19 protein-coding genes are annotated in these 17,697 nt (G+C 31.0%); 4 read left to right on the top strand and 15 right to left on the bottom strand.

What is annotated here, in order from left to right:
• Positions 1–39 precede the first annotated feature (39 nt).
• The 4 genes from KQI41_RS07530 to KQI41_RS07515 all read left to right on the top strand — a co-directional run bounded on the left by KQI41_RS07530 (position 40) and on the right by KQI41_RS07515 (position 6,669).
• Complete coding sequence (locus KQI41_RS07530; RefSeq protein ID WP_154439663.1) at positions 40–1,833, top strand: HSP90 family protein; 1,794 nt, start codon at positions 40–42, stop codon at positions 1,831–1,833.
• Positions 1,830–2,927 (top strand): hypothetical protein, encoded by a 1,098-nt coding sequence (locus tag KQI41_RS07525; protein WP_154439662.1) that lies wholly within the window; start codon positions 1,830–1,832, stop codon positions 2,925–2,927. The genes KQI41_RS07530 and KQI41_RS07525 overlap by 4 nt, the downstream gene beginning before the upstream one ends.
• Positions 2,928–3,187: 260 nt before the next feature.
• Positions 3,188–4,918, top strand: a complete 1,731-nt coding sequence (locus tag KQI41_RS07520) for an ABC transporter ATP-binding protein (protein WP_154439661.1) — start codon at positions 3,188–3,190, stop codon at positions 4,916–4,918.
• The gene (locus KQI41_RS07515) at positions 4,915–6,669 is read left to right on the top strand and encodes an ABC transporter ATP-binding protein (protein ID WP_154439660.1); all 1,755 of its coding nucleotides are present in this window, start codon (positions 4,915–4,917) and stop codon (positions 6,667–6,669) included. The genes KQI41_RS07520 and KQI41_RS07515 overlap by 4 nt, the downstream gene beginning before the upstream one ends.
• Positions 6,670–6,814: 145 nt before the next feature.
• Here KQI41_RS07515 and KQI41_RS07510 read toward each other — a convergent pair whose 3' ends face one another.
• From KQI41_RS07510 to eutL, 15 genes are all read right to left on the bottom strand, one after another.
• Positions 6,815–7,348, bottom strand: a complete 534-nt coding sequence (locus tag KQI41_RS07510) for a flavodoxin domain-containing protein (protein ID WP_154439659.1) — start codon at positions 7,346–7,348, stop codon at positions 6,815–6,817.
• A 28-nt stretch (positions 7,349–7,376) separates the two neighbouring features.
• Positions 7,377–7,844 carry a MarR family winged helix-turn-helix transcriptional regulator gene (locus KQI41_RS07505; protein WP_154439658.1) on the bottom strand — a complete coding sequence of 156 codons (468 nt, stop codon included), beginning with the start codon at positions 7,842–7,844 and terminating at the stop codon, positions 7,377–7,379.
• Between the two features lie 202 nt (positions 7,845–8,046).
• Complete coding sequence (erm, locus tag KQI41_RS07500) at positions 8,047–8,925, bottom strand: 23S ribosomal RNA methyltransferase Erm (RefSeq protein WP_154439657.1); 879 nt, start codon at positions 8,923–8,925, stop codon at positions 8,047–8,049.
• 460 nt (positions 8,926–9,385) lie between these two features.
• On the bottom strand, positions 9,386–9,880 hold the full coding sequence (locus KQI41_RS07495; protein WP_154439656.1) for an HD domain-containing protein: 495 nt from the start codon (positions 9,878–9,880) through the stop codon (positions 9,386–9,388).
• A gap of 125 nt (positions 9,881–10,005) precedes the next feature.
• A complete protein-coding gene (locus KQI41_RS07490; protein WP_154439655.1) occupies positions 10,006–10,449 on the bottom strand; it encodes a GNAT family N-acetyltransferase in 444 nt (147 codons plus the stop codon).
• 135 nt (positions 10,450–10,584) lie between these two features.
• Positions 10,585–11,040, bottom strand: a complete 456-nt coding sequence (locus KQI41_RS07485; protein ID WP_195837943.1) for a cupin domain-containing protein — start codon at positions 11,038–11,040, stop codon at positions 10,585–10,587.
• Positions 11,041–11,082: 42 nt separating this feature from the next.
• Entirely contained in the window at positions 11,083–12,168 is a 1,086-nt protein-coding gene (locus tag KQI41_RS07480) for an ethanolamine utilization protein EutH (RefSeq protein ID WP_154439654.1), read from the bottom strand.
• Positions 12,169–12,209: 41 nt separating this feature from the next.
• Positions 12,210–12,479, bottom strand: coding sequence for a EutN/CcmL family microcompartment protein (locus KQI41_RS07475; protein WP_216585103.1), 270 nt, complete (start codon positions 12,477–12,479; stop codon positions 12,210–12,212).
• A 13-nt stretch (positions 12,480–12,492) separates the two neighbouring features.
• Positions 12,493–13,110 (bottom strand): hypothetical protein, encoded by a 618-nt coding sequence (locus KQI41_RS07470; protein ID WP_216585102.1) that lies wholly within the window; start codon positions 13,108–13,110, stop codon positions 12,493–12,495.
• Between the two features lie 5 nt (positions 13,111–13,115).
• A complete protein-coding gene (eutD, locus tag KQI41_RS07465; RefSeq protein ID WP_154439651.1) occupies positions 13,116–13,751 on the bottom strand; it encodes an ethanolamine utilization phosphate acetyltransferase EutD in 636 nt (211 codons plus the stop codon).
• 10 nt (positions 13,752–13,761) lie between these two features.
• Positions 13,762–14,457, bottom strand: a complete 696-nt coding sequence (locus KQI41_RS07460; protein ID WP_154439650.1) for a hypothetical protein — start codon at positions 14,455–14,457, stop codon at positions 13,762–13,764.
• 112 nt (positions 14,458–14,569) lie between these two features.
• Entirely contained in the window at positions 14,570–14,860 is a 291-nt protein-coding gene (locus tag KQI41_RS07455) for a BMC domain-containing protein (RefSeq protein WP_094899924.1), read from the bottom strand.
• 65 nt (positions 14,861–14,925) lie between these two features.
• Positions 14,926–16,404, bottom strand: coding sequence for an acetaldehyde dehydrogenase (acetylating) (locus KQI41_RS07450; protein WP_216585101.1), 1,479 nt, complete (start codon positions 16,402–16,404; stop codon positions 14,926–14,928).
• Positions 16,404–17,009 carry a BMC domain-containing protein gene (locus tag KQI41_RS07445; protein WP_216585100.1) on the bottom strand — a complete coding sequence of 202 codons (606 nt, stop codon included), beginning with the start codon at positions 17,007–17,009 and terminating at the stop codon, positions 16,404–16,406. The genes KQI41_RS07450 and KQI41_RS07445 overlap by 1 nt, the downstream gene beginning before the upstream one ends.
• 12 nt (positions 17,010–17,021) lie before the next feature.
• Positions 17,022–17,675 (bottom strand): ethanolamine utilization microcompartment protein EutL, encoded by a 654-nt coding sequence (gene eutL / locus KQI41_RS07440; RefSeq protein WP_154439647.1) that lies wholly within the window; start codon positions 17,673–17,675, stop codon positions 17,022–17,024.
• Positions 17,676–17,697 lie beyond the last annotated feature (22 nt).

Here is a 17,697-nt window from a genome sequence, read left to right as displayed (position 1 = left end):
GTCTCTTATATTTATAATCACAGAAAACAGAGGTGAATTATGCAAGATATATTTCGTTTTAAAGTAAACTTAGGTGGAATGATTGATATATTAGGAAATCATTTGTATAGTAGTCAAGATGTATTTATTCGAGAACTACTTCAAAATAGTGTAGATGCTATAAATGCAAGAAGACTAATAGAAAAAAATTGGACTGAAGGAAAGGTATGTATCAGCTTAGTGCAAAGTGAAGATACAAATACTATTGTATTTGAAGATAACGGAGCAGGGCTTACTGAAGCTGAGATACATAAGTTTCTTTCCATAATAGGAGAATCCTCCAAGAAGGATATACTGGAAGGTATAGTAGATGCAAATTATATAGGCCACTTTGGAATAGGTCTATTATCTTGTTTTATGGTATCTGATGAAATAGATGTTATAACTAGGTCTATAAAGGATAATATTTCATATCATTGGAAAGGAAAACCAGATGGAACTTATACTTTAAATAAGTTAGAAACCAGTATAGCAGTTGGAACTTCAATTTACCTTAAATGTAAGAAAGGAAATGAAAAATATTTCACGAAAGATAAACTTATTAGTTTACTAAAATATTATGGGCTTCTTTTACCAGTACCTATCTATTTAAATGTAGACGGTAAAGATATAAAGTTAAATATCGAAATCTCCCCTTGGGATGATATGACCTTATCACCTCAAGAAATATTAGAATTCGGAGAAGATATATTTTCAGAAGAATTTTTGGATTATATTCCAATACACTCTAAAACTGGAGGAATTAATGGATTTGCCTATATTATACCTCGTAAAGTAGTGAGTAGTGAGAATAGAACACATCGAATATATTTGAAAAACATGTTACTTACAGAAAAAGGTCAAGATCTACTTCCAAATTGGGCATTTTTTGTTAAATGTACCTTAAATGCAAATGAATTAACTCCTACAGCTTCTAGAGAAAGCTTTTGTGAAGATGAAACTTTAGATAAAACCAGAGAAGAATTAGGAGAATGTATAATTAACTATTTATCGAGATTATCTAAAATAGCACCTAAAAAACTTTCTTATATTATAGATATACATAGTTTAGCTATTAAATCATTAGCGGTAGAGGAGGATAAGGTGTATAAAGCATTTATAGACTACTTAACCTTTCCTACGTCTCAAGGAAATAAAACGGGCTATGAACTGAGAACATCCTCTGAAAAGATAATATATACTTATTCTGTTGACGAATTCAGGCAGATGTCTAGTATATTTGCAGCACAAAATAAATTACTTGTAAATGCAGGTTATATATATGATAAGGAGCTTCTAGAAAAGCTGCCTATTCTATTTAATGATGTATCTGTAGAACTTATAATAGGTATGGATTTATATGAAATTATGGAAGATATAACTTTTGAAGAACAAGAGAGATCATATATGCTTTTAAAGATTGCAAATATTACTCTTAATGAATTTAAATGTGAAGTTGATATAAAAAAATTCAGTCCACAGGAATTGCCGGTTTTATACACAATAAATGAAGATGCTATGACATACAGAAATATATTAAAAGACAAGGAAGATATAGACAACAGCTTTGTAAGCATATTAGATGGATTTGCAAAAGAAATGGAAAACAACTCTTATGCAAAACTATATTTTAATATAAATAATCCTTTAGTAAATAAACTTATATCTTTAGAAGATAAATTAGCTCTTAGTAACTGTATAAAATTAATATATGTACAAGCCCTTTTAATAGGACACTTTCCTCTTAGAAATAATGAAATGAAAACTTTAAATAATGGTATAGAATCTTTGATAGAATGGGGACTTAGTAAATGAGTGAAAGGTTAGATAGATTAATAGATATGATGAATAAGTCACCAAAATATTCTAAAGAAAGGCTTTTAATTTGTGAAGAATTAGTAAAAGTAGCAGATTCAGAAAATAATATGTTATATTCCTTTGAAGGAAGAAAAGAAATCATACGTATAGATAAGTTTACTGGTGATGGATTTAAAGGTATATTAACATTTCCTAAGCTCTTATGGGCAGGAGATGAATATCTTAAAAAATCAAATAAACAGAGAAAATATGTACAATTTTATATAGTATGGGTACTAGAGAGTATGATGTATACATGTGATGATTACTATCAAATTGAGTATGAAAAATTAAATGAAATAATAGAGGAGTACAAAGTAAGGTGTATAGAATATGGGTATTCATTGAGAGTATATTATAAATATATGACCCTTACTTACATGGATTTAGAAGATGTAGAAAAAGTAAAAGAGTCATTTGAAAAATTCAAGTCCTGTCCTCGAGATGAGATTAGTGACTGTGAAGTTTGCGAATTAAGGTTTGAAGTGGAATATGAACTGTTTTTAAATAAATATGAGAAGGCATTGGAGTTAGCTGATCCCATATTTAAAGGTCAAAAAAAATGCACTACAGCTCTTCCCCTTACCTACGAACATTTTCTTGAATATTATATAAATAATAATATGTTGGAAGAGGCAAAAGAGTATAGGGAAAAGATGTATAGACTTATAAGTAAGGATGAGATTTATCTTAGTAATATGAGAATTCAATTTATATATTTTGCAATAACCGAACCTAAAAAGGGAGTGAAAATTTTTACTAAACATTTGAAATGGGCATTATCATCAAATAATGCAGACGATAATTTCAACTTCTATATAGGGGCATGGATGTTATGGGAAAGTTTTAAATTCAAGGAAAAAAGAGAGCAATGTAAACTTATATTACCGGAAGATACTCCATTTTATAAAGAAAGCGGTATCTATCTAGTTGATGATATTATCAATTATTGTAAAGATCAAGCACTAAGTATCGGAGAAAAGTTTGATACACGTAATAGAAATACTTTTTATATGAATTTTATTAATAAAATGAAAAAATTAGTATTTTAATATATAGGTAACCTGAATATTCAATAAAAAACTAATTTCTTTATATTTATAAAGAAATTAGTTTTTTATCTTTTATTTTACTCTTGCTCAAATATTCATTTTTATTATTGGACATCATAACCTCCTTAAAATCATTATTATTTTTATGAATTTATCTTGACTATAATACAACCTTATAGTTTATAATAATTCAAGTGTTCCTTAAAATCAAGAAATCTTAAAATATATTATTAAAACAATGTTATTAAATGGAGGTTATTATGAAGTTAATATTAAAGTATCTTAAAAAATATCCCAAATTAATTCTATTAAATATCTTGGGAATATTTAGCTTTGTTGCAGTTCAATTAGGCATTCCTACAATAATGGGAGCAATGATTGACAAAGGTATTGGTAACAGTGATATCGATTATGTTAAGAAAATGGGAATGGTCATGCTACTTGTAAGTATTATAGGTGGTGCAGGAACGATTTTGATTTCTTATGCTTCTTCAAGAATTTCAACATATATGATTCGTGATATTAGAAATGATGTTTTTGCACAATCACAGAAATTCTCTCATACAGAATATAATAAATTTGGTGTGTCATCAATGATTACACGTACAACTAGTGACGCATTTCAATTGATGTTATTCTCGAACTTGCTTTTTAGAACAGCATTATTAGCACCAATTATGATTTTCATAAGTGTATTTATGACAATGAAAACAAGTTTAAGCCTATCTTTAATTATTGGGGCAAGTTTTCCATTTATTATTCTAGGTGTAATTATAGTTGCTAAAGTAACTAATCCCATTTCTGATAGACAACAAAGAGGAATGGATCGTTTAAATAGGATTTCAAGAGAAAATTTAATGGGAACTAGGGTTATTAGAGCTTTTAGAAAAAGTAAATATGAGACAGAACGCTTTGCAGCAGTAAATGAAAGATATGCCTCTAGTTCAAAAAATTTATTTAAAATAATTTCCTTTACGCAACCAGCATTTTTCTTTTTATTACATTTATCTATGATGGCAGTGTTCTGGGTTTCTACCATTATGATTGATAAAGGAACTCTACAAGTTGGTCAATTGGTTGCATTTTTAGACTATCAGTTTCATGCCTTGTTCTCTGTTATGCTATTTTCCATGGTATTTATAATGTATCCTAGAGCCAGAGTTTCTGCAAATCGTATTCAGGAACTATTAAGTGAAGAACCAACTATAACAAATTCTAATAATGGAGCAAGAGATTTAAATGGCAAAATAAAATTAGAATTTGACCATGTTACATTTCAATATCCTAATGGTGAGCTTCCTATATTAAAAGATATATCATTTACAGCAAATCAAGGTGAAACAATTGCTTTTATAGGTAGTACTGGAAGTGGTAAAAGTACATTGATTAATTTAATTCCAAGATTTTACGATGTTACAAAGGGAACAATAAAAATAAATGATATGGATATTAGAGATTACGATATAGACGTACTTCGTAAAAATATTGGATTTATTCCACAAAAAGCGTTTTTATTTCGTGGAACTATAGAGGATAATTTAAAATTTGGTAATCCAAATGCAACAATAGAAGAAATGAACCATGCTATTGAAATAGCTCAAGCAAAGGATTTTATAGAAAATAAGCCAGATAAATTACAAGAGCATATTAGTGAAGGTGCTAAAAACTTTTCTGGTGGACAAAAGCAAAGAATCTCCATAGCAAGAGCAATTATTAGAAAGCCAGAAATTTATATTTTTGATGATAGCTTTTCAGCACTTGATTATAAAACAGATGCTACATTGCGTAAAGCCTTACGGGAAGAAACAAGAGAATCTATTGTATTAATAGTGGCACAAAGAATTGGTACAATAATGAATGCCGATAAGATAATTGTTCTAAATGAAGGTGAAATAGTCGGAATAGGAACTCATAAAGAATTATTGAAAACATGTAATGTATATTATGAAATTGCAGAATCACAGTTAAGAAAGGAGGAATTAGAGCAATGAAAAAATTATACCCTTATATGAAACCCTATTTGAAATTTTTTATAGCTTCAATTCTTCTCTTAGTTATATATTCAGGCTTTCTAGCAGCAGCACCAATGGTAGAAGGATTGATTACAACTAGATTAAAGGATGATGTTGCTAATATTGCTAATAATATTCCTGGAGCAGCCATTAGTTTTTCCTATATCCTTAAGATTTTAAAAATATTATTTGCTATCTATATAGGAAATATAACTTGTGGATTTTTATCTCAATATTTTTTAACTGATGGTATTCAAAATACTATGCGTGATTTAAGAAATGAAGTTCAAAAGAAGATTACAAAACTTCCAATTAGTTATTTTGATAATCGTACAGTTGGAGATATTTTAAGTATTATATCTAATGATATAGATACAATATCAAATGCCTTACAGCAATCTTTATCTAGAATATTAAGTTCGGTTTTATCCATAACTTTAGCTGTTTCCTTAATGTTTTACATTAATCCTACTATGGCTATAATAGCTATTTTAATTGTTCCATGTAGTATCTTTATAATGAGATTCATTGTAAAACGTTCTAATGTTATGTTTGAGAATCAGCAAAATGCCTTAGGAACTTTAAATGGATATATTCAAGAAAGATATACAGGTTTAACAGAGATTAAATTATATGGGAAACAAGCAGAATCTATTGAGGAATTTAAAAAAATTAATAATAATCTAGCCGAAAATGGATTTAAGGCACAATTTGTATCAGGGCTTATGTCACCATTAATATCCTTAGTTACTTATATTGCAATGGTATCAGTTATTTTTGTAGGAGTAACTTTTGTAATTTCTGGTGCAATAACTGTGGGACAGCTTCAAGCATTTATACGTTATATGTGGCAGTTAAACGAACCACTGGAACAAGTAACTCAACTATCATCAGCTATTCAGTCTGCCATTGCTGCCTCAAGAAGGGTCTTCGATTTTCTTGAAGCAGAAGAAGAAATACCAGAGTTAGTTAAACCTCTTAAAATTAAAGATTTAAAAGGAAATGTTACTTTTGAAGATGTATCTTTTGGTTATACGAAAGATAATATATTAATTAAGGATTTGAATTTAGATGTTAAAAGTGGTCAAATGGTAGCAGTTGTAGGGCCTACAGGTGCTGGGAAAACAACACTGATTAACCTTTTAATGCGTTTCTATGATGTAAATAGTGGTGCTATTAAAGTAGATGGTGTAAACATAAAAGATATGAGCAGAGATGAACTTCGTTCTATTTTTGGTATGGTTTTACAAGATACATGGTTGTTTAATGGAAGTATTGCTGATAATATCAAGTATGGTAATGAAAATGCAACTAGGGAAGATATTATAAATGCTGCTAAAATGGCAAATGTACATCACTTTATTAAGACACAGCCAGATGGCTATGATATGATATTAAATGAGGAATCTTCCAATATATCTGCTGGAGAGAAACAATTATTAACTATAGCAAGAGCGTTCTTGGCAGATCCATCTATTTTAATCCTTGATGAAGCAACAAGTTCGGTAGATACAAGACTTGAGTCAATGCTACAAACTGCCATGAAGAATATTATGAAAGGCAGAACAAGCTTTGTTATTGCTCACCGTCTATCTACAATTAGAAATGCAGATTTAATCCTTGTTATGAATAATGGAGCTATTGTTGAACAGGGTACTCATGATGAATTAATGATAAAGAAAGGTTTTTATGAAAGTTTGTATATGAGTCAATTTCAGAAACTACCATAAAATAGATCTTATCTTACTATAAACAATAACTAAAAGGGTCAAAATAGTGTTTGTCACTGATTTTGCCCCTTAATTTATACTAAACTACTAAAATAAAACCTAATCTTTTCTGTCTATCTTAAATTGTTTTAATTAAGTTCCCACCTTAGTTTTTTAAAAATAATAACAAAGGTGTTATAGTATTTTTCTCTGTAAAATCTACTTTTTTTCCATAAGTAGACAAAAGTTCTTTATCATCGTCTGATAACTCATTAGAATCTTTCCTAGAAATTACAGTCTTTAGCATTGCCATCATGGATTTATGTATTATTCCTAATTTCTTATAATCAATACTACCACGTAGATGAAAAAATTTTATATTTTCCCGCATTTCCTGTGAAAACCACTTTTCTGTAATTGGAATAAAAACTTCTTCTCTATCAGTTGAGGCTAATCCTACAGTAAAAACTATTATTTCCTTATCTTTTAGTACCTCAAAATTTTTAGTTATGATAGAAATTCCAGCAATTCCACTTGCATATAATCCACCACCATAAATAATAGTATCATATGTCCTTAATTTATTAATATCTATTTCTGAACACTCAAATAAATCTCCTTTAGTTTCTTCTGCTATCCATTGAGCATATTTTTTAGTACTGCCATATTTAGATTTATATACTATAGCTATATTGTTCATATACTATCATCTCCTATTCCCCTCAAAATCAAGATAATTTCTCTTCAATATTTTGGATACTATCCATCAACCTAAATAATATTTCATCAAGTTCTTTAATCTCTCTGTCTTTTAACACTCTAAAAAAATCTTCAATAAATTTATGATCTTTATCTTGGCGTACTCTTACATATTCCTCCATCTTCTTTGTAGGAAATATTCGTATCGCTCGATTATCCAATTGATCTTTCTCAATAGTTAAAAAACCCTTTTCTTGAAGTCTTATGGCCAATTGTTTTGAATTCTGGTGAGATGTTCCCATTTGTTTAGCCAATTGACTAAGTGTGGGAGGGCTTTCGAAAAAAGTTGTTAATGTCAGCATAAAGAACCATTGCTTAGTAGTAAGTTCACCAAGGAAACTATTTCCAATGGTCTCCAGCTTATTGGATAATAAAAATATCATTCCAAAAATACGATACCTTTTATCAATATCATATAATTTTTCTAATTCTTTCATACTAACCTCCATAGAATAAAATAAAGGTAATATATTACCTTTATTTTATTCTATATTAGTTTGATAATCATGTCAAGTTAAATTATGGAACTAGAATATTTCACAAGCTACCCTATTTAATACTAATAATATTTTTATCATATTGATGTATCTAACAATTATTTAAAATTTTATTTATATAAAGCTAATTTTCTATCTGTATCTATCTACTGCGATATAATTTATCTATTTTATCTTGCTCTTTCATTAGCTTTGAATATGAGTTATTGACCAATTTTTTCTTTTCATCTGATACACCTATTACGAAATATTGGAACACCTTTAACCATTGTTCATAACTTAAACAAGTTGGACTATCTGTCATTTTAAAACCTATATCATTGGATAGCCGTTTAATCTGTTTATAAGAAAATATATGTTTACATCTAAGTTTCATATCTTTACCTGTATTACTAAAGATGTATGCAATAAAATCAGAGTATAAGTTTCCTTTATCCTTTCTTATTAGTCTATTCTCTCTTTTTTTAATTTGTAAAAATACACTATCGACACTAGTAACTGGATTGAAATCTGTTCTCTTAAGATTCCTTATAATTTCAAAATCAAAATATGGTTTAAGAAGTAAAGAACGCATACTTTCTCCATCATAAGGTTTACCAGCATATTTTTCTGCTGCTTCCTTTTGAAGTATAATATATATATCATCAGGAGGATTGTCAGCAAATATTAATTTTGATAAAATAGCTGAAGTAATATTGTAAGGAATATTAGAAAAAATCTTATATCTATATTCTTTCGGCAACTCAAATTCTAAGAAGTCTCCATGAATTATTTCCACATTTTTTATATCATAGAACTTATCCTTTAGACTTTTATATAAGTTGAAATCATATTCTATAACATATACTTTCTTACACTTTTTTACTAATTGTTCGGTGATAATACCTCTACCTCCTCCAATCTCTATAACAATATCATCTTTACATATATTGCTTTGACCTATTAAATCGGACACTAGTTTTTTGCTGTATAAAAAATTTTGTGAGTACTGTAATTTTATCTGATTATCTTTATTTAACATTAAATCCACCACCTTAAAAATATTTGATGTGGATTCATGTATATTGAATAATCCATGACAACAAAAAAAGCTATAAATGAATAAACTATCCATCTATAGCTCTATAAATTCAACAATATTTTTTTATACAAAATTTATATCAAATAATAAATTTACTTGATAAATTATAATCTTTTAGCTGTTATAAAAAAGCTCAAAAAATATCCTATTTTAAGGATATAATAAATTAAAATATAGTTAGCTGCATGGGTTTTTCACTATTAGAATCCACTAATACAAGGTATGATAAATAAAACCTAATTTTTAGGCAGATTACCTTATATTAATTTTATTTAGTTGTATTTATTTAACAACTAAATTACGAATTCTTATTGAAGCTATACCCATCTTGCAACTCTCCTTTCTATTAATTAAAAGCATTATAGCATAGTTATATATATTTAACAAGTATTAATAGCAACTATTCTAAAATAAAACGTTTATATGCAATGTTTTTTCCTGTATTTGTTTTGAAGTTTTCATCAATACATTTCTTTATTTCATTCTGTTCTTTCTGTATATCCATAACTGTTAAATTTTCCAATAAATCTGCTTCCCATTGTATTTGAAAATCAATCCCATTAATTTTAGAAGGGGTATGATGATTAGCAATTATAAATAGTATCCTGTCAATGTTTTTGTCATAGCCTACTTTTTCTAATATTTTTTGTGCTACTGCTGGCCCTTCTTTTTCTTGATATTCGCCATCAATTGAACTATACTTTTTTTGAGCTTCAACTGCACCAATATCATGCAATATAGCCACAATTGTAATTATTTCCTTTTCTTCTCCTTCTACATTCTCACCCTTCATTATTTCTTCTGCGTTTTCCAATACCTTAAGAGTATGATCTATCCCAAAAGGTATTTCTGTAAATACTTCTTTCATTTCTTTAATTATCTTTTCTTCGTACATAAGAACCTCCATATTTTTCGCCGTATATTATCCTACTTATATTCATAGCCCTGTTATCACTTAAACTATCATATATTATCAAATTTTATCGACTTTCTACTTATTTTTGTCTCCATGCTATAATCCTACTTTTGATATAACATTTCAATATGCTCTATTCCATCCTCTAGATATATATCAGATGTTGACTTAAATCCAAAACTCTCATAAAATTTTTGCAGATATGCCTGTGCAGAAATCTTAATTTCTTTTTCTTCCAAAGTATCTATAATAAAATCTATTGCTTTTTGTACTATTTCTTTCGACAGTCCTTTTTTTCTATAGGGATTTTTTGTCAGTACCCTACCAATTGATGTTTCTGGATATGATATACCCTTTGGAAGAACCCTTAAATATGCTATTATTTCACTATTATCCTCTAAAAACACATGAAAAGATACCTCATCTTTTGAATCTAAATCTTGATATATACAATTCTGTTCTACAACAAAAACTTCTACTCTTACTTTTAATATTTCATACAATTCTTTAGTTGTTAATTCACTAAACTTTTTTATTTTATAATTCATTTTTCTTAAATTTCCTCCATAAATTCCTGTTTATTTTTCCCCAAATCAATATATGCTATTAAATCCATTGTAACAAATATTAATAACAAAAAGCAAATTAATGATATTTAATCCATTAATTTGCCTTTTTAGAATTTATGATTGCCAATCAGCTGGATAGGTTATATAGATAAAACTTGCCTTTCCTTCAACTGAAAACTGAATACTTGAACCCCTTGGAATCAAAATCAATTCTCCTGCATTGGCAGTTATATGCCGTCCATCTATGATAATAGTCAGAGTTCCTTCAATAATATAATCTATTTCATCATATCCTAAAGTCCAGTCGAAGGTAGTATCCTCCATTACCATTAGGCCACAACCCAATCTAGGGCTTTCAGTAAGTGATACTAAATCCTTTGTATACACTTTATGGTTAGGGTTCCCTGTGTCCAGTCGATCTTCTTCACTTACAGAAAACAACGGCAACGAGATTGCCATTACGCCACTAGGATCAACATGTCTCTTTGAAGAATCATTTAACTTATTACTGTATTCTTCCATTATGATACTACGAACTAAATTTTCAATTTCTGATCTGTCTATATTCAATATCTTGCCTCCATCCCTACTTAAATCTCTATAGTATTAGCTTTATTCAATCCTAAAGACACGCTTAGATAGAAATATAGCAACAAAAATGGCAGAAATACCACCGACTAACTTACCAATAATCATTGGAACAATCAATTCTGGTGCAACACCAGCTGTAAATCCTAAATGGTCACCAAATGTAAAAGATGCTGAAACTGCAAAAGCAATATTAATTACCTTTCCACGTTTATCCATGCTCTTTACTGTTTGGAACATGGCGATGTTATTGGCAAGAGATGCAATTAGACCTGCTGCAGCAACATCATTCATTCCTAACAATTGCCCTAGTTTCAGCAATGGTTTCTTAAATAGTTTTGTAATCAAGAATACCAATCCATAAGCACCAGCTAAAGTAATGGCAATACTACCAACTGTTTGGAATCCAACTTCAAGTGTATCTTGATTTTCAAATATCTTAATACCTAATAGCAAATCTAATCCGCCGATTGCTAACCCAATGGCTGCAACAGCTACTATAATTTTCCCAAATATATTGAACCCTTTAATCATTCCTTCAGGGATTTTAAATAGCCCAATTGAAATTAAAATCGCTACAGCTATTATAGGTATTAAATTCATAAAGACTTTAACTATTGGCATACCCATTACAATTCCCGCAACTAATGCTCCGATTGGAATAGTTACAATACCACATAATACTCCTTGTGCCAGATATTTTGTATCTTCCTTACTGATAATACCTAATCCCACTGGGATTGTAAATACAAGGGTGGCTCCCATCATTGCTCCTAAAATACCACCTGAGAAAAGTGTAATTAGCGGGTCAGTAGTCATCTGTTGTGCTAAGAAAAACCCGCCCATATCATTTGCTAGTAAAGTTCCTGCAAACATTGCTGGATCTGCTCCTAACAATTTATATAATGGAACCACTATAGGACTCAACCAATCTGATAACTTGGGTGCTATAACAATTATACCCGCCATTGAAAGTGCTAAAGAACCCATTGCTAGTATTCCTTCCTCAAATTGTTGACCTAAACCAGTTTTATTACCCAGTGAACGGTCAATTGCACCTATGACCATTATAATTGCCATAATCCAAATTATTATTTCATTTATACCCATTTATTTCACTCCATTCTATTTATAAATAGCAACTTTCATCATTACTCTGGATAGTCCACTGTATCTATAATACCGACAATAACCATATCAACAGGAATACTTTTACCATCAAAAGACAGACGACCAGAGCTACCAGTCGTAATCAGTACAGATTCTCCGATTCCAGCACCTACCCGATCAACTGCAACGACTAGAGCAGGATCCACCTCATGTTTGTTTAGTTGTTTTTCAATGAGCAGAAACTTTGAACCATTTAATTTTTCATCCTTACGAGTAGCCCATAAGCTACCAACAACTTTCCCAATGAACATAGTATGCTCCTTTCTATACTATTTGAACACCTAAATCACGCATATAATCTCTAGCCAATGCTGTAATAATGATGTTCTTATCTGTTTCAAAGATATCTCCTGCCTGTAAGTTCAATTTTCGTACTTTTGCTATGGTAAGAAGTTCCTTCTTATCACTTTTATGAATTACATCTTTTACCTCCTTATTTATAGTTTGATCTCTTTCTTCAAAATTCTTTAATGGAAATATAGAAGCACCATACCTTACCAATTGGTTTTTATAATTCACAAGAACCTGTAGCAGTGCTCGTGGAGCCACATGTTGACTTGTTTGAATCTCCATGCCTTCTTCTAAAAAAATAACATCCTTCTTATTCAATAACCGTTTCCAAATAGTTACTTCATCTTCTGTTTGAGGAAGTCCCAGTGCTATACGATTCATACTTAAAATAGACAGTTCAGTAACAATTACTATATCTGGATTAAATTTATCTTTAACTGGTACTATTTCATAACCTCTTCTTTCGTAGTAAGTTCGAATACTTAAATATTCTTTCCCTAAAAATGTAACTGTCCCTCTGGATTCTTCCTTCTGTAAACGTTGAATAATAATATCTGTGATTTTTTGAACTAGTATTTCAACATTATCCATATATGTCACCTCTTAACAATACGTCCTCGTACGCCTTTCTTATAACCACAGGCATTTGCTTCATCGTAATCGATGTGCATATAAGTCTCAAACTTGGGACTTACTCTCACTATAACGTCATCAAATATAAGTGGTCTTTCACTAAACACCTGAACGGATACCCTTTCTTGATCTTTGACACCTAGCCTTTGGGCATCTATATCTTTTACATGAACATGGCGTTTTGCCACTATGACACCTCTATCTAAGACAAAAGACTTAGAACCATTCATCAAAATAATTCCTGGGGTATTTTCAATATTTCCACTTAATTGAACTGGAGCATTTACACCTAGTAGACGTGCATCTGTTAATGAAACTTCCACTTGACAGTTTTTTCGCTCTGGTCCAAGAATTATAACATTGTGAATAGTATCTTTAGGTCCTTTAATACTCACTCGTTCTTCTGATGCAAATTCTCCTGGCTGTGATAGGTATTTGGATGGATGTAATTCATAACCCTCTCCAAATAGGGAATCTATTGCCTCTCTATTTAGATGGATATGTCTTCCACTTGCTTCAATTTCAAAAGTTTGGTCCATTACTTCGTATATACGAGAGACAACTATATCCACGATTGTATCAATATTGTTTTTAGTCATATTCTCACCTCTATTCCACTGAATTTTCTTTTGACTGTACCATTAAAACCCAACAATAATCCTTTAAAATAGTCACTATTGAAATGCAATTTATATAGTCTTCAGATTTTAGAAAATCCTTCATTTCTTTGGAAATAAAATGTTCTAGTTCTTGTAAATATCCATGTAACTTAAATAAATCTATGACCCATTCTTCATCTTTATAGGTTGGAATAAAAGAACCTTCAGGATATAAACTTGCAACATATGACTTTTTGTCTTCCAACCAATTTTCAATTTCCTGTATCAGATCCAACTTGTCTGAAGCTAAAGTCTCCATAGTCATTGTCTGAACTATAACTAAGATAGTATTTAAAGCCCCTACTAACTCCATCTTTCCTATATGATGGCTTTTCTTTTGCAAAGTCAGAATATGGCTTATTATAATATCAAATTTACCTTGATAAGCTAAATGACTTTTCCATGTTTTCTGTTCTTTTATATTTTCTGCTTCGCTTACTTCCAACTGGCTCATTGGGAAGGCTGCTTCTTGATTCTCAATCTCAGATTCTTCTGGTATTTCCATATATTCAATAGTAATGTCCCTTAGATATTCTTTTGCAGAAGGTGTAATTACAGTCCCAGGTTCTAAAATCAAGAATTTTGTTTCTTTTAATTTTGTCGTACGGAGTAGTTTTTTTATTTTACTTTCCGTTAAAATGGCCATTAGTATTCACTTCCCCTCCATAAAGAAAAGGCTGGGCATAAGCTTTTATTATGCCTCAGCCTCACTTTGTATCTCCCAACTTTAAGCTTTCATCATTAGTATTTGAATCTGGTTATGATTGGGTATCGTATTTTGGTAAAATCACATCTACTTCCATATGTGGACGTGGTATTACATGAACAGATATTAATTCACCAACTGCTTCTGCCGCTGCTGCTCCAGCATCTGTTGCAGCTTTAACAGCTCCTACGTCTCCACGAACCATAACTGTTACTAATCCACCACCTACTTGTTCTTTTCCAATTAATGTCACATTTGCTGCTTTAACCATTGCATCTGCTGCCTCTACTGCTGCAACCAATCCTTTTGTTTCAATCATACCTAATGCGTTTGTATTAGCCATTATAATATCCTCCTAGATTTTTTATATTTTCATTTTATTACCAATGTTATTGTACTTTTCTTTACTTACTTTAATCTTTGTAAAACACGTTCAACTAATAAATCTACCAATTGATCCTTACTAAGTCCTAAATCTCCAACAGCTATAGAACTAACTTCTTCAAATATATCTTCTCCGCGTATTTCATCTAATGTCCTAACGCCATAAACTACTCGGCGAAGATTAAATAAATTTTGTGGTCCAACATTGTCGGAAGTAGAACTCCCTCCTACAGCTCCACAACCTAGTGTCAATGCAGGCATAAGGTTTGTAGTTGCTCCTATTCCACCTAATGTAGCCGAACAGTTTATTAGTAGACGTGAAACTGGTACTCTTAAGGCAAACTCTTCTGTAACTTTTTTGTTTGTTGTGTGAATAACCATGGTGTGTCCTGCACCTTCAAAATTTAAAATCTCAATACTTAGATCGCAGGCTTCTTCCCAAGTATTTACTGTATAAAAAGCTAAAATTGGTGATAATTTTTCCCTTGAAAAAGGTGCAAGATTACCAACACGTGTTTCTTCAGCAATGAGAACCTTTGCATTTTCTGGTACAGAAATGCCAGCTAATTCAGCAACAACTTGGGCAGTTCTTCCAACAATCCTCGGATTCATTGTACCGTTTGGTCGTAGAATATACTTTTCAAGTTTTAGGGCATCTTCTTTTGATAAAAAATAGCCTCCTTGTTTCTTGAATTCTGCAATTACTTTTTCTTTACTAATTTCTTCAACAATAATAGACTGTTCAGATGCGCAAACCGTACCATTATCAAATGTCTTAGATTCAATAATAAGCTCAACTGCTTTTTGAATATCTGCACTACGTTCTATAAATGCAGGTCCATTACCTGGCCCAACTCCAATTGCTGGTGTTCCAGAGGAATATGCTGCACGAACCATTGCAGACCCACCAGTAGCAAGAATTAAGTCTGTATTTTCATTTTTCATTAATTCATTTGTTGCCTCTATTGTAACTGTTGTAATTACACTAATAGCACCATCTGGTAATCCAACACTTTTTCCTGCTTCATTTATAATGCGAACTGTTTCCTTGATACAATTTACTGCACTTGGATGAGGTGAAAATACAATAGCGTTTCCTGCCTTGATGCTTATTAGTGATTTATAGATGACTGTTGATGTGGGGTTTGTTGAAGGAATAAGACCTGCAACCACTCCTACAGGAACAGCTACTTCCATATATTTAGCTTCTATATTATTTGTGATTACACCAACTGTTTTCATATTTTTAATTGCATTTAATAAGTCTCTTGATGCAAAGGAATTTTTAAGGACTTTATCCTGCCATCTTCCAAATCCTGTTTCTTCTTGTGCCATTTTAGCTAACTTCACACGATTGTCAAAAGCTGCCTTTGCTATAGCCTTGCAAATGGTGTCAATTTGCTCTTGAGATAACTTTGCTATTTCTTTTTGTGCTTCTTTTGCTTTCCTCAGCAGATCCCTAGTCTCCTGAACCGAAACAAGGTCTTTATCTATCAATCCCATTAATACTCAACTCCTTTATCTAGCAATGCTTCAATAAGTACTGCTTTATTAGCAGATTTAATTTCTGATTCCTTTATGGTAGAAAGATTTAATTTATATGCAAGTGAACGTAAATCGGCCACTCTCATTTTTTCTAATTCTCTTTTATTAAAAGATGAATCTATAATTGTATCTCTTCCATGTTCCAAATTTTCTTGCAAAATTTCTTTTGATTCACTCAAAGGTACAAGTAAAGTATCCTTTTTTTCTTCAATTATTTCATCTTTCCCTATTTCTTCTTTAATGGGCTGATTTGATTCTTTTGAATCTGAAGGATTATCCTCTTTTTTACCAAATGATTTCATCAACATCTGCTCAACTTGGTCATCCAAACGTGGAATAACATGGCTACTGATTAGACAATTCTTATCTGCCACTGCAATTTCACCTGCCTCAACTGATGATTTTACTTCTGCAACATCTCCAATAATATAAATCGTAGTCAATCCTCCACGGATTACTTCTCCTCCAAGTAAAATTACATTTGCAGCCTTTATAGCTTCATCTGCTGCTAGAATTGCTCCTAACTTTCCACGTACTTCAATTAAACCTAATGCTTTAGCCATATTAACCACCACCTAATAACTGGTTGGGCTATCAGCAACAGCTTCCACTGCTTTAGCAAATGCTTCACATGCTGCTTTACAAGCAGACTGTGACCCTGTTAGTAATGCTCCTGCAAAGTTTGTTTCAGATGGTGGTCCATAAAATACACTCATTTTTACATCAGCAGCTTTCAAAGCCGCATCAATAGCTACAATTGCTTCAAGTGGTGGTGCTATTAAATAAGCAATAGCTTCTCCTTCTTTAACATTTGCTCCCTTTGAAAGATAAGAACCTGTTCTGGATACAGGATGAGCAAAATAAATTATTGAATTATCATCATTTGCACTATAAAAGCTAGCTTCATTTTCTATTACCTCAATAGCTCGGTCTAGACCACTTCGTATTTCTGATGGACTTGGACCTGCTAAAATTCCAATAACTTCTCCTGCTAATTTTGTAGAAGCATTAGCAGCTCCAGCATACATACTTCTTGCATATACAACTGCTACATCTGATGCCTTTGTCGCTTCATCTAGTGCTACATATGTTACATCATCAGAATCAGATGTGATAATCCCTAAACTTTTTTGGTTTGGTGCTAATTTTAATTCCTTTGCCAATCCATCATCAACATTTGGAATGATTTTTACACTTAGAACATTTGCACCTAATCGTTCGTTTTTCATTAGGAAACCTCCTTTTTAAATC

The organism is Tissierella pigra, assembly GCF_018917845.1.
In the GTDB taxonomy this organism is placed as follows: Bacteria; Bacillota; Clostridia; order Tissierellales; family Tissierellaceae; genus Tissierella; species Tissierella pigra.
This window is presented reverse-complemented; position numbering and strand designations above follow the sequence as displayed.